This window comes from Nocardioides seonyuensis (assembly GCF_004683965.1).
GTDB classification, from domain to species: domain Bacteria; phylum Actinomycetota; class Actinomycetes; order Propionibacteriales; family Nocardioidaceae; genus Nocardioides; species Nocardioides seonyuensis.
Genome location: NZ_CP038436.1, coordinates 3,771,320 through 3,787,662, shown reverse-complemented (window position 1 = coordinate 3,787,662; position 16,343 = coordinate 3,771,320). Strand labels below are relative to the sequence as shown.

Annotated in this window: 17 protein-coding genes; 6 read left to right on the top strand and 11 right to left on the bottom strand. The window is 70.3% G+C overall.

What is annotated here, in order from left to right:
• Positions 1–10: 10 nt before the first annotated feature.
• From EXE58_RS18390 to EXE58_RS18365, 6 genes are all read right to left on the bottom strand, one after another.
• The gene (locus tag EXE58_RS18390) at positions 11–436 is read right to left on the bottom strand and encodes a hypothetical protein (RefSeq protein WP_208544074.1); all 426 of its coding nucleotides are present in this window, start codon (positions 434–436) and stop codon (positions 11–13) included.
• 85 nt (positions 437–521) lie between these two features.
• The gene (locus tag EXE58_RS18385; protein WP_135269185.1) at positions 522–1,739 is read right to left on the bottom strand and encodes a hypothetical protein; all 1,218 of its coding nucleotides are present in this window, start codon (positions 1,737–1,739) and stop codon (positions 522–524) included.
• The gene (locus tag EXE58_RS18380) at positions 1,736–2,317 is read right to left on the bottom strand and encodes a SigE family RNA polymerase sigma factor (RefSeq protein ID WP_341869519.1); all 582 of its coding nucleotides are present in this window, start codon (positions 2,315–2,317) and stop codon (positions 1,736–1,738) included. Before EXE58_RS18380 ends, EXE58_RS18385 begins: the two co-directional genes overlap by 4 nt.
• A gap of 58 nt (positions 2,318–2,375) precedes the next feature.
• Positions 2,376–3,359 carry an NAD-dependent epimerase/dehydratase family protein gene (locus tag EXE58_RS18375; protein ID WP_135269184.1) on the bottom strand — a complete coding sequence of 328 codons (984 nt, stop codon included), beginning with the start codon at positions 3,357–3,359 and terminating at the stop codon, positions 2,376–2,378.
• 95 nt (positions 3,360–3,454) lie between these two features.
• A complete protein-coding gene (locus tag EXE58_RS18370) occupies positions 3,455–4,975 on the bottom strand; it encodes a hypothetical protein (protein WP_135269183.1) in 1,521 nt (506 codons plus the stop codon).
• Between the two features lie 63 nt (positions 4,976–5,038).
• The gene (locus EXE58_RS18365) at positions 5,039–5,692 is read right to left on the bottom strand and encodes an NAD(P)H-binding protein (protein WP_135269182.1); all 654 of its coding nucleotides are present in this window, start codon (positions 5,690–5,692) and stop codon (positions 5,039–5,041) included.
• A 132-nt stretch (positions 5,693–5,824) separates the two neighbouring features.
• On the opposite strand from EXE58_RS18365, the gene efp reads away from it, so the two are divergent.
• The 3 genes from efp to EXE58_RS18350 are packed head-to-tail and all read left to right on the top strand — an operon-like array spanning position 5,825 to position 7,649.
• On the top strand, positions 5,825–6,388 hold the full coding sequence (gene efp, locus EXE58_RS18360; RefSeq protein ID WP_135269181.1) for an elongation factor P: 564 nt from the start codon (positions 5,825–5,827) through the stop codon (positions 6,386–6,388).
• 10 nt (positions 6,389–6,398) lie between these two features.
• Complete coding sequence (gene nusB / locus EXE58_RS18355; protein WP_135269180.1) at positions 6,399–6,809, top strand: transcription antitermination factor NusB; 411 nt, start codon at positions 6,399–6,401, stop codon at positions 6,807–6,809.
• A 30-nt stretch (positions 6,810–6,839) separates the two neighbouring features.
• Positions 6,840–7,649 carry a DUF1206 domain-containing protein gene (locus EXE58_RS18350; RefSeq protein WP_135269179.1) on the top strand — a complete coding sequence of 270 codons (810 nt, stop codon included), beginning with the start codon at positions 6,840–6,842 and terminating at the stop codon, positions 7,647–7,649.
• A gap of 4 nt (positions 7,650–7,653) precedes the next feature.
• Here the strand turns inward: EXE58_RS18350 and EXE58_RS18345 are convergent, their stop codons facing one another.
• The 3 genes from EXE58_RS18345 to EXE58_RS18335 all read right to left on the bottom strand — a co-directional run bounded on the left by EXE58_RS18345 (position 7,654) and on the right by EXE58_RS18335 (position 10,356).
• The gene (locus EXE58_RS18345; protein ID WP_135269178.1) at positions 7,654–8,388 is read right to left on the bottom strand and encodes a TetR/AcrR family transcriptional regulator; all 735 of its coding nucleotides are present in this window, start codon (positions 8,386–8,388) and stop codon (positions 7,654–7,656) included.
• Between the two features lie 124 nt (positions 8,389–8,512).
• The gene (locus EXE58_RS18340; protein ID WP_135269177.1) at positions 8,513–10,054 is read right to left on the bottom strand and encodes an ATP-dependent DNA ligase; all 1,542 of its coding nucleotides are present in this window, start codon (positions 10,052–10,054) and stop codon (positions 8,513–8,515) included.
• Positions 10,051–10,356 (bottom strand): DUF1905 domain-containing protein, encoded by a 306-nt coding sequence (locus EXE58_RS18335; RefSeq protein ID WP_135269176.1) that lies wholly within the window; start codon positions 10,354–10,356, stop codon positions 10,051–10,053. Before EXE58_RS18335 ends, EXE58_RS18340 begins: the two co-directional genes overlap by 4 nt.
• 45 nt (positions 10,357–10,401) lie before the next feature.
• Here EXE58_RS18335 and EXE58_RS18330 point away from each other — a divergent pair, with 45 nt between their 5' ends.
• Positions 10,402–11,016: an FMN-binding negative transcriptional regulator gene (locus EXE58_RS18330; RefSeq protein ID WP_135269175.1), complete on the top strand. Its 615-nt coding sequence runs from the start codon at positions 10,402–10,404 to the stop codon at positions 11,014–11,016.
• 10 nt (positions 11,017–11,026) lie between these two features.
• Here EXE58_RS18330 and kynA read toward each other — a convergent pair whose 3' ends face one another.
• Positions 11,027–11,881 (bottom strand): tryptophan 2,3-dioxygenase, encoded by an 855-nt coding sequence (gene kynA, locus EXE58_RS18325; RefSeq protein WP_135269174.1) that lies wholly within the window; start codon positions 11,879–11,881, stop codon positions 11,027–11,029.
• Positions 11,882–11,921: 40 nt separating this feature from the next.
• Here kynA and EXE58_RS18320 point away from each other — a divergent pair, with 40 nt between their 5' ends.
• On the top strand, positions 11,922–12,845 hold the full coding sequence (locus EXE58_RS18320) for a DNA-3-methyladenine glycosylase family protein (protein WP_244242314.1): 924 nt from the start codon (positions 11,922–11,924) through the stop codon (positions 12,843–12,845).
• A 25-nt stretch (positions 12,846–12,870) separates the two neighbouring features.
• On the opposite strand, the gene EXE58_RS18315 is transcribed toward EXE58_RS18320, so the two are convergent.
• Positions 12,871–14,034: a phospholipase D-like domain-containing protein gene (locus tag EXE58_RS18315; protein WP_135269698.1), complete on the bottom strand. Its 1,164-nt coding sequence runs from the start codon at positions 14,032–14,034 to the stop codon at positions 12,871–12,873.
• Positions 14,035–14,183: 149 nt separating this feature from the next.
• Between EXE58_RS18315 and uvrB the strand changes: the two genes are divergently transcribed.
• Positions 14,184–16,310, top strand: coding sequence for an excinuclease ABC subunit UvrB (gene uvrB / locus EXE58_RS18310; protein WP_135269173.1), 2,127 nt, complete (start codon positions 14,184–14,186; stop codon positions 16,308–16,310).
• Positions 16,311–16,343: the final 33 nt, after the last annotated feature.

The window sequence follows — 16,343 nt, the reverse complement described above, 5'->3', positions numbered from 1 at the left end:
TCCCACGATGTCAGCCTCGGCGGGCGAACCAGAGCTGCCCCGCGGCGAAGGCCGCGACGATGAAAGCCTGGAGCACCACCCAGCCCCTGCCCAGGGCAGTCAGGTCGCCCATCGCGGCATAGGCCAGGCTCGCGACGACCCATGCTTCGTTGAGCACGACCAGCGCGAGGACGCCGCGTCGCGGGACGGGTCGGCGGACTGCCAGGAGCGCGACACCGACGCCGAAGGCCAGGAGGAACGCGCCCAGGCCGCGTTGCAGGTCGGCGGGGGCTCCGAACCAGTCGGCGAGCCATGCCGCGCCGACGACGTAGGCCAGCCCGTTGACGGCTGTGGTCGCCGCGTCAGTGAGGAGGAAGGGCCGCACGAGCGAGTGGCGGATGCCGGCGTCGCGGGTCGTGGTGGACGAGGTGCTGAGGGAGGTGGTTGTCGTGGTCATGCGACCACCTTCGGGCTCGACCGGTAGCGGGCGCCATGACCTCGGAGGTCATGACGCCCGCTTGCTCGAGCGTGGCGGCGGCCGCTCAGAGGGGTCGCCGGTCGGCACTGAGGAAGAACGGCGTGTCGCCGTAGTCCGAGCCGTTCCGCGGCTCCGTGGTCTCCTCGACCCGACCGTCCACACCGAAACGGAGGACGGTCCACGAGTTGACCTCGTTGGCCACCGCGATGATGGTGTCGGCCGTCTCCCACACCACGCCGGAGAGCGGGATCATCGTGCCCCGCTCGGACTGGAAGTTCGTCACCAGGGCCCCGGTGCGGGCGTCGAGGATCGACAGTGAGTCCAGGCCCGACCCCGACTGGTAGGGGCCGCTCGCCAGGACGTAGCGACCGTCCGGGCTGAACGTTCCTAGGGAGTATCCGCACGTGTCCCACAGTGTCTTCGAGGTGCTCGCCGACGGGTCGACGACGCCGAAGCAGCCGGACATGTCCGGATTGGACCTCGTCTGGACGGCGACCAGCCCGTTCGCCGGGCTGGCCGAGATCGCGCCCAGCCAGTCGTCCTCGAACGCAGACGTCGTCCCGTCCTCGTGAGCGATGCCGATCTCGGCGACACCCTGCGCGTCGGTCGACTGGTAGACCAGGCTGGCGTCGCTCACGAAGCCGACGGGCTGCACCGCAGGGCCGGGAGGAAGCTCCCACGCGGAGCCGCTCGACGGGTCCGCCGTCGGTCGCAGCACCAACGTCTGGGAGTCGGCGCCCGGCACGGTCCAGGCGAGCAGGGACCGGTCCGGGTTGCTCACCAGCACCTGACCGCCCGGCTGCTCGGAGACGCGCTCGAAGTCCTCGGAGAGCACCACGACGTCGTCCTTGCTGGGGCTGAGCGCCACCCAGCCGCCGTCCGGTCCGCCGGGGACCAGGGCCTGCCAGTTCTCCTCCAAGGGCTGCACGCCCTGCTCCGGAAGCACGACGCCCTCCTCGGTGAAGTACTCCACCGCCGGCGCCGCGCCACGGTCGAGACCGGCCGTGCTGAACGTCGTGCGGACCACCTCCTGCTGGTCAGGGACCGCCGGGTCGATCCGTTCGGTGGAGTCGAGGGACCCGCCCCCGCTGAGGCCGAGCGGGACGGCGATCGCCAGGGCGGCCGCCACGGCCACGCCGGCTCCTGCCTGACGGCGACGGCGGATCCTCCGAGCGCGGCCGCGCACGTCTGTGAAGGTCAGCCGGGCGCCGTCGACGTCGCCGGCCCGGTCGCGCAGCTCGGTGCCCACGAGGGTCTCGAGCTCGTCGTACTGCGTGTTCATCGCTCCTCCTCGCGGTTCCGGGGATTGAGGTGGTCGGGGGTGCGTTCGCGGAGGGCGGCCAGGGCGCGGCTCGACTGGGACTTCACGGTGCCGACCGAGATGCCGAGGAGCTCGGCGGTCTCGGCCTCGGAGAGCTGCTCGTAGTAGCGCAGGACGACCACTGCCCGTGCCTTGCGAGGGAGGGTCTGTACGACGTCCCACACCGCGCTGCTCAGGCCGTCGTCGTAGGCATCGGTGTGCTCGCGCTCCGGCAGCTCACCGGTGGAGTGCTCGCGACGCTTCCAGGCGCGGCGCCACAACGAGTTGTGCTCGTTGACCAGGATCCGCCGGACGTAGCCGTCGAGCGACCCACGCTGCTGGACCTTGTCCCATGACAGGTAGAGCTTGGCCAGCGAGGTCTGGACGAGGTCCTCGGCAGTGTGCTGGTCGCCGGTCAGGAGGTAGGCGGTGCGGAGCAGGCTCGGCTGGCGCGCTGCCATGTAGTCGGAGAACTCGGCGTCGCGCGAGGGCGCCCTGCTGCCCATGGCCACCCCCGGTCCTGGTCCGCTGGATCCCGCCAGCGTGCTGTTCGTGTGCACCGTGCACCTCCCATCCAATCGCTCCCAAGACGCGAACGGGTGGAGGAAGGTTGCAAAATCACCCGGCGCCGTCGAGGGCGGCCCTCAGACGGATCTCCTCGTCGTCGGAGAGACCGGCGCGACGCGGTGTCTCCCGCACCTCCTCGTAGGCGAGGGCTGATGCGAGGGTCTCCTCGATGGAGCGGGTCCGCAGCCCCGCAGCCTGGGCGCGAGCTGCGTCCATCTTGCCGAAGAAGCGGTCGGCCGGGTCGTCGATCCACAGGGGTAGCGAAGCCGGGCCCATCCACCCCGAGATGCCGGCCTCGGCCAGCACCTCGGCGGGCACCGCCCGGGGTGGCGGTGCGCCGGGACCGGCCACCCGCCGCGCTGCAGCCAGGATCTCGGTGAGCGGGATCGACGGCCCGCACGCGTTGAACGCGCCGTCCATGCGTTCCTCCGCCGACAGCACGATCCACTCGGCGAGGTCGGCCACGTCGACGATCCCGCAGGTCGCCTCCGGGGCGTCGGGCGCGAGGACGTCGGGGCCGGTCGGGTGGGCGAAGCGCCACGGGTAGTAGCCGCTGCGCCCCGAGTCGTCGCCGTAGCCTCCGATCAGGCCGGCCCGCACGATCGTCGCGGTGCCCTCCGCTGCCCGGAAGGCGTCCTCGCAGGCGACCTTGGCGGGGCCGTACTGCTCCATGTCGGCCATCACGTCGCCGGCGAGCGGCTCGTGCAGCGGCGCCGACTCGGGCAGGTCGGGCGAGTCGAACGAACGGTAGGCGTTGGCGCTGGAGACGAACACCCAGTGGTCGGTCCTCAGGTCGCGTACGGCGCGGCGCGCCTGGCCGGGCTGGCGGGTGACGTCCACGACCGCGTCCCAACGCCGGTCTGCCACTGCCGCCAACCCGTCATCGTCGTCCCGGTCTGCAACGACGAAGTCCACCCCCTCGGCCGGGGGCGTCGTACCGCGGGCCAGGCAGGTGACGGCATGTCCGCGCTCGCGAGCGTGCTCGGCGATCGCCCTGCCCAGGAACGCGGTGCCACCCAGCACGAGGAGGTCCATGGTCCCACGCTGCCAGCCAGGCCGTTGCGCGTCGATCCGCTGTCAGCGAACGAGTCCGAGCAGGGTCGGTGAGCCGGCGGCGCAACGCGTACAGGTCATGGGCGCCCGCAGCGTCTCGTCACCTCGGCGTAGCAACGGTCGTGTCGCCCTCTGTGCCCGTCTGCCCTGTCCTTGCCGGGTCCGCCGACGAGACGGTCAGGTGGGTCGTACGGCGACCCGAGGAGGACGTCGTTGCCCGGGCCGCCGCGGGCAAGGTTCTGGTGCCGGGCGCCGGAGGGCTGTTCGAAGCCGGCAGAGCCGAGCAGCCGGAGCCTGTCGCGACCGCCCTGTCCGAGCAGTACGACATCGTCGCCACTCACGGCCGCTCGGTCGCGTCCCGCACCCGCGCGGACGCGCGCAGACCAGCTGTCGTCAACCATGATCTCGTCATGGCCGGCGCCGGCGCGCACCACGACGGCGTGGCCACTGGCGAGCAGCCGCTCGCTGCGGGGGGTGCCGACCAGGGTGACGGCGCCGCCGGGCGACCAGCTCCCGTCGAGGGTCACGTCGCGAAAGCTCGTGAACGATCCGGAACGGCCGTCGCAGGCGGCGGAGACGTCGAGGCGCACCTCGAGGTCGCGGCAGGTCGAGTCGATGGAGGCCGTGTCACGTCCGCCCCCACCGTCGGCCGACCGCGGCACGAACGGGTTGTTCCAGGACTGGACGTCGAGCGCGTCCGCGCCGCCGCCCATCGCCACGTCACCGACCGGGATGTCGGCGAACGTCACGGACTCATCCGCATCGGTTCCGGTGAACGACACTGCAGGCTGCTCGGTGACGCGGCGGGGCGTCCCGAAGAGGAATGCGGAGAACTCTCCTGACCACGTGATGACCGGCAGTCCCGCAGCGATCGTGCGCGACCGGTTGTCGACCACGACGTCACCGCCGGGTGGAGGCCCGAGACGGCGGGGAGAACGCACCTCGAGGACAGGGGAGTCGGCGGCGGAGACGTCGAGGAGGCCGGCCGGGGCGAGTGGACCCTCCATGACCACACGCGCTCCCTGCGCTCCCAGTGAGATGCGGTCGGTGTTGGGACCGTCGTGGGGGGCTGCGCTGAAGACGGTCGAGGCGTTCGTGACCACGTCCCGCTGCTGCCCGATCAGCTCCGGGTCGACCAGGTCGGGGTCGGAGAAGTCGGCGACATCCTTCTCGGCGAACACCTTCTCGCCGACGTCCGCGCCCTGGAAGCTGTCGTTGCCGAGCCCGAGGACGACGGTCGTGGCGACCCCGGTGGTGCCTGTCGGCATCAGGTTGACGACCACATCGTCACCGGGCCCCGCGTCCAGCCAGCCGGAGGGCGGCATGGGGTCGCGATCGTTGGAGATCCCCGCAGCAGCGGCGAGGCAGATGGTGTCGTTGCCGCCCAACGCGTCGAACATCCTCCAGCCACCGGGTTCCATGGCAACCACGTCCTCGCCCTCGGTCCCGCGGGTGACAGTCGTGGAGGCGACGATGGTGACGGCCTTGCCCTGGCAGGTGGTGGGGGCGGCCGAGGCCGGCGACGACGTCGCCACCGCCGAGGTGGACCCGGCAGCCAGTGCCAGGACAGTCAGTGCAGCGGACCTGCGGAGCTTCATCTCTTTTCCCCGATTGCGTAGAACGTGTTGCTCGATGTGACGCGCGGCGGGTGAAGAAGGTTGTCACCCCATCGACCCGAGCCACTCGTCGATCGGCACGTCTCCCTCACCCACCACCAGCGTGCGGCGAGAGGCGCGAGCATCGTCGATCACGGCCGCGGCGACCTGTGCCACGAGCTCTCGTGGCGCGGTGTCGCCCTCACCCCGAGCAGCCGAGGGGTTGACGGTGCCGTGCCCCGGGTCGAACGTCAGCGGCCCGGGAGCGAGGATCGTCCAGTCCAGGCCGCTGGCCCGCAGGTGCTCGTCGGCGGCGATCTTCGCGTCCATGTAGGGCCGGAAGGGGTCGTCGGCGCCGACGAGGAACTCCGGGAACGCCCCGGAGAAGGACACCATGACGTAACGCAGCACTCCGGCGGCCTCGGCCGCCTCCATCGAGCGGATCGCGCCGTCGCGGTCGACCGCCATGGTCCGGGTTGGGTCGCCGCCACCCGCCCCGGCCGACCACACCACGGCATCCTGGACCTCCAGGAGCGAGGTCAGCTCCGGGGTGCCCGCCGACTCGACAGACGACACCACCGGGGTGGCGCCGGTGGCGGCCACGTCGTCCACGTGGTCGGGGTTGCGAATCACCGACTGGACGTCGTGGCCGGCCTCGACGAGCAGGGGAGCGAGCAGGAGGGCCACGTGGCCGTGGCCGCCGAAGATCGTCACGCGCATGTCCACGACCGTACCCGCCGGACCGGCGGCTGCCCACAGGTTGGGCGCCACCTCGGCCGCCCCCTAGACTGGCTCGTCGGCCCCGCAGGCGCCGTACCCCTGACCAGCGACAAGAAGGCAGACCCCACGCGCATGGCAACCACCAACGACCTCAAGAACGGCATGGTCCTCAACATCGAGGGCCAGCTCTGGACCGTCGTCGACTTCCAGCACGTCAAGCCCGGCAAGGGCCCGGCCTTCGTGCGCACGAAGCTCAAGAACGTCGAGTCGGGCAAGAACGTCGACAAGACCTTCAACGCCGGCACCAAGGTCGAGACGGCCAACGTGGACAAGCGCACGATGCAGTACCTCTACAACGACGGCACGTCCTACGTCTTCATGGACACCAGCACCTACGACCAGATCGAGGTGTCGCCCGAGGTCGTCGGTGACGCCAAGAACTTCATGCTCGAGAACCAGGACGCGATCGTCGCGACCAACGAGGGTCGGGTGCTCTTCGTCGAGCTCCCCGCCTCGGTGGAGCTGGTCATCTCCGAGACCGAGCCCGGCCTCCAGGGAGACCGCTCGACCGGCGGCACCAAGCCCGCCACGCTCGAGACCGGCCACCAGATCCAGGTCCCGCTGTTCATCACCTCCGGCGAGAAGGTCAAGGTCGACACGCGCGACTCGTCCTACCTCGGCCGTGTGAAGGGCTGACCCGAGCGACGTGGCTGCACGCTCCAAGGCCCGCAAGCGGGCGCTCGACATCCTCTTCGCCTCCGAGCAGCGCTCGGAGGAGCCCGCTCTGGCCCTCGAGCGCGCGATCGAGGCCGGGGTCGGCCCGACCAACGACTACACGACCACCCTCGTGCACGGCGTCGTCGAGCACCGAGACCGCATCGACGAGGTGCTCACCACCTACAGCCGTGACTGGACCCTGGCGCGGATGCCGGCGGTCGACCGGAACGTCCTCCGGATAGCGGTCTACGAGCTGCTGTGGGGTGAGGACGACGTGCCCGGCGAGGTGGCCATGAGCGAGGCCGTCCACCTCGTGCAGGAGCTCTCGACCGACGACTCGCCGACGTTCGTCAACGGCATCCTCGGCTCGGTCCTGCGCGACCGCGCTGCCCTCGTCTGACGTAGGCCGGCGACGGGTTAGGTTGAGCCCATGAACGCCGCCTCCTCCGCAGCAGAGTCCGTCCACCACAGCGAGTGGCTCGACCACGCGGTGCGGATCGGGCTCGTGGCCTACGGCGTGGTGCACCTGATGGTCGGTTGGCTGGCCCTTCAGCTGGCCCTGGGCGAGAAGGAGGAGAGCGCCTCCAACACCGGTGCCCTCCATGCGCTTGCCGAGCAGCCCCTCGGGGCCGCGCTGGTGTGGGGTGTCGCGGTCGGCATGCTGCTCCTGGTCGTGTGGCGCCTGCTCGAGTTCTCCTTCGGGTTCACCGAGGAGACCGACACCAAGAAGCGGTGGAGGAAGCGCTTGACCTCCCTCGGCAAGGCGGCGGTCTACGGCGCGCTCGGGTGGAGCGCCGCCAAGACAGCGCTGGGAGACGGCTCCAAGGGAGGCACGGACTCCACGACGGCCAAGGTGATGGACCTCCCCGGGGGGCAGGTCATCGTGGGTGCTGTCGGCCTCGCGATCATGGCCTACGGCGGGGTCCTGGTCGTCCGCGGCTGGACCGAGAAGTTCACCGAGCACCTCGATGCCCAGGGCCAGTCCGGCAAGGAGGGGTCGGCCTACGTGCTCCTCGGCAAGGTCGGCTACATCGCCAAGGGGATCGCGATCATCCTCGTGGGAGGCCTCTTCGTCTACGCCGCGGTGGAGCACCGGGCCAAGAAGTCCGGCGGACTCGACCAGGCGCTGCAGACCGTGCTCGGCTATCCGTTCGGCCAGGTCCTGCTCGTCGCGATCGGCGTGGGCATCGCCTGCTACGGGCTCTTCTGCTTCGCCCGCGCCAGGCACCTGAGCCGCTGAAGGCTCAGGACTGCTTCGACTCGGGGTCCTTCAGCGCGTCGATGGCCCTGGGGCCGGAGACCAGCGCCAGGGCGGAGATGACCATGTGCTCGCGCACGTCGTCGGTGGTGACGTTGCTGACCTGGGGGATGCCCGGAGCAGCCTCCGCCACGAGGAGACCGACGCGCGCCAGCTGCAGGGTGCCGAGCCCGCTGGCGTAGAGCAGGTTGGCGAGGAGATAGGGCTTCTCGACATGGAAGTCGCCTGCCTCCACCCCTGCCTCGATCGCGCCCGTCAGCAGCGCCAGGCAGCCGCCGATGCTGCGCCCGAGGCGGAACATGGCGCTCTCGCTGACCTCGGCCATCAGGTCGGGCCCACGCCGACGCATCAGGGCGAGCGCGTTGTCCACGAACGCCGGATGCTCGAGGCCGTAGTCGGCGAACGCGGTCACCAGGGCGGTCAGCTGGGCGCGCGGAGACTCCGACGCCGTGTCGGCGGTGACCTCGTAGAGCTTGACGCGCAGCTCGTCGAGGTACTGCACCAGGGTGAGGGCGAAGAGCTCCTCCTTGCCGGTGAAGTGCCGGTAGACGATGGCGCGGTTGATGCCCACCGCCTTGGCGATGTCCTCGATCTGGGCGTCACGGACGCCGCGCTCGTCGAAGAGCTGTCGTGTCGCGTCGATGATCTCGCGCTCGCGCTGACGCCGGCGGGTGGCGGCGTTGCTGCGACGATCCGCAGGGGCGGCTGAAGGTGTGGCCATGAGCGCAAGTGTACGTCGCGCACGACAGTCGTCGGACACCTGACGTGCGGGTGTTTCGCAACTGGATCGCATGTGTCGAACACCACAGTGACGCAGAGTTCTACACGGTGTGACGCGCCGTGTGCTAGGGACGGCCGAGCGCGAGGCGTCGTACGTCGTCGAGCGTGTCGGCACCCTCCGCCCGCTTGTCGTCGCGGTAGCGGACCACCCGGGCGAAGCGCAGCGCGACTCCGCCGGGGTAGCGGGTGGATCGCTGGAGCCCGTCGAAGGCGATCTCGACGACCTGCTCAGGACGCACGTGGACGACGTGTCCTTCACGCTGCGTCTCAAGCTCGAGGAAGCGCTGGGTCTGCCACGCGAGCATCTCGTCGGTCATGCCCTTGAACGTCTTGCCGAGCATCACGAATCCGCTCGGCGAGGAGGGGTCGCGCGCGCCCAGGTGGATGTTGGAGAGCCAGCCCTGGCGCCTGCCGCTGCCCCACTCGACGGCGAGCACCACCAGGTCGAGGGTGTGCACGGGCTTGACCTTGACCCAGGCGGAGCCGCGGCGCCCGGCGGCGTAGGGAGCGGAGAGGTCCTTGACGACGACTCCTTCGTGGCCGGCAGCCAGCACCTCGGCCGTGAAGGACTCGGCCTCGGCCGGATCGTCGGTGACGAGGCGCCGCACGCGATGGGCCTCGGGCACCAGCGAGTCGAGAGCCGCGAGCCGCTCGTGGCCGGGGGAGTCGAGCAGGTCACGACCATCGAGGTGGAGCAGGTCGAAGAAGTAGGGGGTCACCTCGACGCCGCCGGCCTGGGCGGTGCGCGACGCGGTGTCCTGGAAGGCCTGGGGGCGCCCCAGGTCGTCCAACGCGAGGGCCTCCCCGTCCAGCACGAACCGATCGGCCGGCATCGAGCGCGCGACGGCCACCACCTCGGGCAGGCGACTGGTGATGTCGTCGAGGCTCCGGGTGACGACCAGAACGTCCTCGCCGTCGCGGTGCACCTGGATGCGGATGCCGTCGAGCTTGGCGTCGATCGCGACCTGCTCGCCGCCAGCCGCCTTGGCCAGGGCGGCAGTCACGTCGGGAGCGCTCGAGGCGAGCATCGGCTGGACGGGTCGGCCGACCTCGAGCCCGATCTCGTCGAGGCCGGGCTCGCCCTGGGCGAACGCGGCCGCGGCGGCGGCGAGGGTGCTGCCGGAGAGCATCGCTGCGCGTCGCACGGCCGCCAGCGGCACCTGCGCGACCTGGGCGACGGCCTCCTGGATGCTGGAGTCGAGGGCGCCCTGACGGACGTTGCCCGTCACCACGGCACGCAGCCAGGCCTGCTCGGGGGCGGTCGCCCGGGCGAACAGCTCGGCCACGGCCGTCTTGCGAGCGGCCTGGGACCCGGCGCCGCGCAGCTGGGAGAGCGTCTCGAACGCCCTGTGCACCTCATGCACGCCGAGGGTGGACTCCGTCGCAGGCGGTGGGACCTCGCTCACGCCGCGCCAGCCGAGCCCGGTGCGTCTCTGGCGCAGCGTGCCGGAGAGGTAGGCCACGACGGTGGCCAGGTCGTCGGCGTCGGCGCCTTCGGCGAGAGCGCGCTGGAGCAGGGCAGCCAGGGCCTCGGTCTTCGCCTTGCGTGAACGGGTGGCTCCGACCGTCTCGGAGGTGGCGACGACGTCGGCGAGCAGGACGCTCATGCCAGCACCACCAGGGCGAGATCGAGTGAGTCGCCCTCGTCGACGTCGTGGGCCTTGCGCACCGCGGCCTTCACCGGCAGCAGGAAACGGCCGCTCTGCTTGTCAGGGAACACCGAGGTGCGCCAGGTGGTCTCGCCCGCCTCGGAGGTGAGCGTCACCTCGACCTTGACGGAGCCGAAGCCCCGCGGCGGGACGGGGTGTTCGCGCACCGCTGCTGTGGCCTCCTCCGTCAGCGTCACGAAGAACCACGCCTCCTGCGCGTCCCACCGGAAAAGGTCACCCGTGAACCGGCACTCGTCCATGGGACCAGTCTGCCGCGAGCCACCGACAGTGGGCAGGATGGGCGCATGGACGACACCCGGCTCTACGTCCCGGCAGCCAACGCCATGCCCGCGGCCGAGGTCCGGGGGTTCGTCACCTCGGTCGGGACGGCCCAGCTCGTGACCGTGGACGTGGATGGGAGTCCCGACGTCACCTTCCTGCCCGTGCTCTGGGAGGGAGAGCGCCTGGTGGGCCATCTCGCGCGGGCCAACGGGCACTGGCGTCGCATCGTCCAGGACAGCGCGGCCCTGGCCGTCGTCACCGGGCGGGACGCGTACGTGAGCCCCGGGTGGTACGCGTCCAAGGCCGAGCACGGCAGGGTCGTCCCGACGTGGAACTACTCCACGGTGCACCTGCGCGGAAGGATCCGCGTCCACGACGACCCGGACTGGGTCGAGGACCTGGTCACCCGGCTGACCGACCGGCACGAGGAGGACCGTGCCGATCGCTGGCACGTGACCGACGCCCCCAGCGACTACGTCCGCAAGAACCTCCGACCGATCGTCGGGGTCGAGCTCCTCGTGGAGTCCGTCGAGGCCAAGGCCAAGCTCAGCCAGAACCGCTCCGACGCGGACCGGGCCGGCGTCGCCCGGGGCCTGCGGGCCGAGGGCATCGACCCGGAAGGACTCGTCGCCCCGTGACACGGTCGGCTCACTGGGGGATCTGGGTGCGGACCTCGTAGAGCTCGGGGAAGAACGTCAGGTCGAGCGCGCGGCGCAGGAAGTCGACTCCGGAGGAGCCTCCGGTCCCGGTCTTGTGACCGATCGTGCGCTGCACGACCTGGAGGTGTCGGAAGCGCCACTGCTGGAAGGCGTCCTCGACGTCGACCAGCTCCTCACAGGTCTCGTAGACCCCCCAGTGCTCCGCGGGGGACGCGTAGACCTCGGCGAAGACGGTGACCAGCGCAGGGTCCAGCCGGTAGGGCTGCGACCAGTCGCGTTCGAGCAGCGCGGGCGGGACGGCGTACCCGCGGCGGGCCAGGAAGGCCAGGAACTCGTCGTAGAGCGAGGGCTCGCCCAGCAGCGTCCCGAGCTCGTCGTGGGCGGCCGGGTCGTGGGCGAACACCTTGACCATGTCGGCGTTCTTGTTGCCGAGGAGGAACTCGACCTCGCGGTACTGGGCTGACTGGAACCCCGAGGAGGTGGCCAGGAACGGCCGGATCTGGGCGTACTCGCTCGGCGTCAGCGTCGCCAGCACGGACCACTGGTCGGTGAGGGTGTGCTGGATGTGCTTGACGCGGGCGAGCCGTTTGAGTGCGGGAGCCAGGTCGTCGCCGCGCAGCAGGTCACGGGCTGACCGGAGCTCGTGCACCATCAGCTTGAGCCAGAGCTCGGAGGTCTGGTGCTGGACGATGAAGAGCAGCTCGTCGTGCTGCGGCGGGTCCGACTGCGGCTGCTGGGCCGACAGCAGCAGGTCGAGCCGGAGGTAGTCGCCGTAGGACATGTCCTTGCTGAAGTCGCGCTTGATCCCGTCCTCGAGATCGCGGCGGTTCCCGGTGTCGCGCATGCCTCCAACGTAGTCGGCCGCGTCGGCTAGCGTCGCCATCGTGGATCCCGGACTGATGCGCACGTGGCGGCCTGCCTGGCCGTGCGACGTGCGTCAGGTGCTCGGACCGCAGCGACGCGGCGCGGGCGACCCCACGCAACGGGTGGACGAGGTCGGCCGCGTCTGGCGTGCCGCCCGCACCCCCGTCGGACCGGCGACGCTGCGCGTGGAGAGCCGCGCGAGCGAGGGAGTCGTCCTCGGTACGGCGTGGGGCGCGGGCGCCGAGTGGCTGCTCGACTCGATGCCCGCGCTGCTGGGCGCCCACGACGACCCGACGGGCTTCGAGCCGCTCCACCCCCAGGTGGCCGAGGGGCGGCGCCGTCGCCCTCACTGGCGCATCGGCCGCACGGGCCTGGTGATGGAGTCGCTGATCCCGTCGATCCTGGAGCAGAAGGTCACCGGCAAGCAGGCCTTCGGCTCCTTCCGCGAGCTGGTGCGCCGCCACGGCGAGCCGGCGCCCGGCCCGGTCACCGACCTTCGGCTGTTCGTGCAACCGAGTCCGGCGGACGTGGCCCGGATCCCGTCCTGGGAGTGGCTCCGGCTCGGGGTCGACCCGGCGCGGTCGCGCACGGTCGTGACGGCCTGTCGGTCGACAGCCGCCCTCGAGCGGGTCGTCGGCCTGGACGTCGAGGAGGCCGACCGCAGGCTCAGGTCACTGCCGGGGATCGGGGTGTGGACCAGTGCCGAGGTGCGCCAGCGCGCTCTCGGTGACGCCGACGCGGTGAGCTTCGGTGACTACCACGTGGCCAACCAGCTCGGCTGGGCGCTCTTCGGCCACGACATCAGCGACGACGAGATGGCCGAGGTGCTCGAGCCCTACCGCCCCCATCGTGGGCGTGCTGTCGCAATGGCGATGACCGGTGGACAGTCGCGACCGCGGCGCGGTCCCCGGATGAGCGTCCCCACCCACCTCCCGACGAGGTGAGGCTAAGCGCGGGTGGGGGCGTCTCTCAGAGCAACGGTCGCAGGGGAGCCAGGACGGCCTCGGTGAACTTGCGGTGCAGGTCGCGTGCCTCCCACTCGCCGAGGGTCAGCTCGAGGGTGTTGGTCTCGTCGGTGGCGAAGACCTCCTCCATGGCCACGGCGAACTCCTCGTCGTGGACCTCGAGGTTGATCTCGTAGTTGCCCGTGAGGCTGAGACGATCGATGTTCGCGGTCCCCACCGTCGCCCAGCTGCCGTCGATGGTGGCCGTCTTGGCGTGCACCATCGCGTCGCGGTAGCGCAGGATGCGTACACCCGCACCCAGAAGCTGGGAGTAGTAGCCGCGTGAGAGCCAGTCGGCCACGATGTGGTTGGACTTGTGGGGCACCAGGAGGCGCACGTCGACCCCGCGGCGGGCTGCGTCGCACACGGCGTCGACGAAGTCGGCGTCCGGGATGAAGTAGGCCGCGGTGAGCCAGACGTTGTGCGTCGCGCGGCTGATGGCCTCGAGGTACATGTTGCGGATGGGGAACATCCACAGCCGGGGGACGTTGCGGTGGATCCGGACGCGGGGGTCCCACTCGGCCGGTGTCTCCAGGAGCAGCGGGCGCTCGCTCCGGCCCAGCCGGCGGCGCCGGTTGAGGTTCCAGAAGTCGGCGAAGGCGCGCTTGAGGTCCCACACCTCGGGCCCCGTGACCCGGACGTGCGTGTCACGCCACTCGGTGGCGAAGGCGGTGCCGATGTTGTAGCCGCCGACGAAGCCGACCTCCTCGTCCACGACGAGGAGCTTGCGGTGGTCACGGCCGTAGCGGCTGAGGCTCCAGAACTTCACGCCGGCGGGGTAGACGGGGTAGCGCAGCACCTTCAGGGACGGCGGGAACTTCTTGAAGCGGGGGGACACCACCAGGTTGGCGAAGCCGTCGTAGATGCAGTAGACGTCGACACCCCGCTCGGCGGCCGCGGTCAGGGCGGCCTTGAACTGCTCGCCGACCTCGTCGCCCTTCCAGATGTAGGTCTCGAACAGGATCTGCTTCCTGGCTCCCTCGATCGCGGCCAGCATGTCGGCGTAGAGGTCGCGACCGAAGGTGTACGTCGTGAGCTCGCCCGGGCCCACCTGGACGGTGTGCGGGGGCGTGACGGGGAAGGGCTTGGGCTTCTTGCCCCGCCGACGGTAGGAGTCGACCAGGGACATGACGACGGCCAGGACGAACGGGACGCCGAAGAAGGCCAGCAGTGCGCGCCGGGCGGCGGTCAGCACTCGGGCGGCGGTCACGTCGCACAATGTAGCGACCCCGTCCCGGGGGAGGGGCGAGTGTCGGTGGCGGGTCGTACTCTCGGAGCATGCGCCCAGTGACCGATCTCGAGCGCCGCGTCGCGCCCTTCAAGGTGGTCTCCGACTACCAGCCGTCCGGTGACCAGCCGACCGCCATCCAGGAGATCACCGAGCGGCTCGGCGACGGTGAGCAGGACGTGGTGCTGCTCGGCGCCACCGGCACGGGCAAGACCGCGACCGTGGCCTGGGTGGCCGAGCAGGTGCAGCGCCCGATGCTGGTGCTCCAGCCCAACAAGACGCTGGCGGCCCAGTTCGCCAACGAGCTGCGCCAGCTCTTCCCCGACAACGCCGTGGAGTACTTCGTCTCCTACTACGACTACTACCAGCCCGAGGCCTACGTCCCCCAGACCGACACCTACATCGAGAAGGACTCCTCCATCAACGAGGAGGTCGAGCGGTTGCGGCACTCGGCCACCAACAGCCTGCTCACCCGGCGCGACACGATCGTGGTCTCGACGGTCTCGTGCATCTACGGCCTCGGCACCCCCCAGGAGTACGTCGACCGGATGCTGCGACTCAAGGTGGGGCAGGAGCATGACCGCGACTCGGTGCTGCGCCGTCTCGTCGAGATCCAGTACACCCGCAACGACATGGCCTTCACGCGCGGCACCTTCCGCGTGCGGGGTGACACGCTCGAGATCTTCCCCGTCTACGAGGAGCTCGCGGTGCGGGTGGAGTTCTTCGGCGACGAGATCGAGCGCCTGATGACCCTCCACCCGATCACCGGCGAGGTCGTCTCCGAGGACGCCGAGCTCCACGTCTTCCCCGCCACCCACTACGTCGCCGGTCCCGAGCGCATGGAGCGCGCGATCAAGGGGATCGAGCTCGAGCTGGAGGACCAGCTCGCCGCCTTCGAGAAGCAGGGCAAGCTCCTCGAGGCGCAGCGGCTGCGCATGCGCACGACCTACGACGTCGAGATGATGCGCCAGGTGGGCTCCTGCTCCGGCATCGAGAACTACTCGATGCACATCGACGGCCGCCGGCCGGGCAGCGCCCCCAACTGCCTCCTCGACTACTTCCCCGAGGACTTCGTCCTCGTCGTCGACGAGTCCCATGTCGCGGTGCCGCAGATCGGCGGCATGTATGAGGGCGACATGTCGCGCAAGCGCAACCTGGTCGACCACGGCTTCCGCCTCCCCAGCGCGATGGACAACCGACCGCTGAAGTGGGAGGAGTTCCTCGAGCGCATCGGCCAGACGATCTACCTCTCCGCCACCCCGGGCAACTACGAGCTCGACAAGGTCGGCGGCGTGGACAACGCCGTCCAGCAGATCATCCGTCCGACCGGCCTCGTCGACCCCGAGGTCGTCGTCAAGCCCACCAAGGGCCAGATCGACGACCTGATCCACGAGATCCGCGAGCGCACCGACAAGAACGAGCGCGTCCTCGTCACGACCCTCACCAAGAAGATGTCCGAGGACCTCACCGACTACCTCCTCGACGCCGGCATCCGCACCCGCTACCTCCACTCCGAGGTCGACACGCTCAAGCGCATCGAGCTGCTTCGCGACCTCCGCCTCGGCGAGTACGACGTGCTGGTCGGCATCAACCTCCTGCGCGAGGGCCTGGACCTGCCCGAGGTCTCCCTGGTCGCGATCCTCGACGCGGACAAGGAGGGGTTCCTGCGCTCCGACAAGTCCCTGATCCAGACGATCGGGCGCGCAGCCCGCAACGTGTCCGGCCAGGTCCACATGTATGCCGACAAGATCACCCCGTCGATGGAGGCCGCGATCGGCGAGACCAACCGCCGGCGCGCCATCCAGGTGGCCTACAACACCGCGCACGGTGTCGACCCGCAGCCGCTGCGCAAGAAGATCGCCGACATCACCGAGATGCTCGCCCGCGAGGACGAGACGACGCAGGCGCTCCTGCAGACCTGGGCCGACGTGGGCCAGAAGGGCCGGGCCGGGGGAGTCAAGGCGAAGTCCCCGACCCCGTCTCTCTCCCGCCTCCACAACGACCTCCCGGACACCGCGGGCATCCCGAGCAGCGACCTGGCCGAGCTCATCCAGGGGCTCACCGACCAGATGAAGAACGCCGCTGCCGAGCTCCAGTTCGAGGTCGCCGCCAGGCTCCGCGACGAGATCTCAGAGCTCAAGAAGGAGCTCCGCCAGATGATGGAGGCGACGAAGTGAGGAGTGGTGCGCGCGAGCCGAGGGACGAGCTCT

What these genes read in the sequence shown, in the direction of transcription:
- EXE58_RS18390 (WP_208544074.1), bottom strand. Translation starts at nt 436, where the DNA reads ATGACCACGACAACCACCTCCCTCAGCACCTCGTCCACCACGACCCGC.
- EXE58_RS18385 (WP_135269185.1), bottom strand. Translation starts at nt 1,739, where the DNA reads ATGAACACGCAGTACGACGAGCTCGAGACCCTCGTGGGCACCGAGCTG.
- EXE58_RS18375 (WP_135269184.1), bottom strand. Translation starts at nt 3,359, where the DNA reads ATGGACCTCCTCGTGCTGGGTGGCACCGCGTTCCTGGGCAGGGCGATC.
- EXE58_RS18370 (WP_135269183.1), bottom strand. Translation starts at nt 4,975, where the DNA reads ATGAAGCTCCGCAGGTCCGCTGCACTGACTGTCCTGGCACTGGCTGCC.
- EXE58_RS18365 (WP_135269182.1), bottom strand. Translation starts at nt 5,692, where the DNA reads ATGCGCGTGACGATCTTCGGCGGCCACGGCCACGTGGCCCTCCTGCTC.
- efp (WP_135269181.1), top strand. Translation starts at nt 5,825, where the DNA reads ATGGCAACCACCAACGACCTCAAGAACGGCATGGTCCTCAACATCGAG.
- EXE58_RS18350 (WP_135269179.1), top strand. Translation starts at nt 6,840, where the DNA reads ATGAACGCCGCCTCCTCCGCAGCAGAGTCCGTCCACCACAGCGAGTGG.
- EXE58_RS18345 (WP_135269178.1), bottom strand. Translation starts at nt 8,388, where the DNA reads ATGGCCACACCTTCAGCCGCCCCTGCGGATCGTCGCAGCAACGCCGCC.
- EXE58_RS18340 (WP_135269177.1), bottom strand. Translation starts at nt 10,054, where the DNA reads ATGAGCGTCCTGCTCGCCGACGTCGTCGCCACCTCCGAGACGGTCGGA.
- EXE58_RS18335 (WP_135269176.1), bottom strand. Translation starts at nt 10,356, where the DNA reads ATGGACGAGTGCCGGTTCACGGGTGACCTTTTCCGGTGGGACGCGCAG.
- EXE58_RS18330 (WP_135269175.1), top strand. Translation starts at nt 10,402, where the DNA reads ATGGACGACACCCGGCTCTACGTCCCGGCAGCCAACGCCATGCCCGCG.
- kynA (WP_135269174.1), bottom strand. Translation starts at nt 11,881, where the DNA reads ATGCGCGACACCGGGAACCGCCGCGATCTCGAGGACGGGATCAAGCGC.
- EXE58_RS18315 (WP_135269698.1), bottom strand. Translation starts at nt 14,034, where the DNA reads ATGTCCCTGGTCGACTCCTACCGTCGGCGGGGCAAGAAGCCCAAGCCC.
- uvrB (WP_135269173.1), top strand. Translation starts at nt 14,184, where the DNA reads ATGCGCCCAGTGACCGATCTCGAGCGCCGCGTCGCGCCCTTCAAGGTG.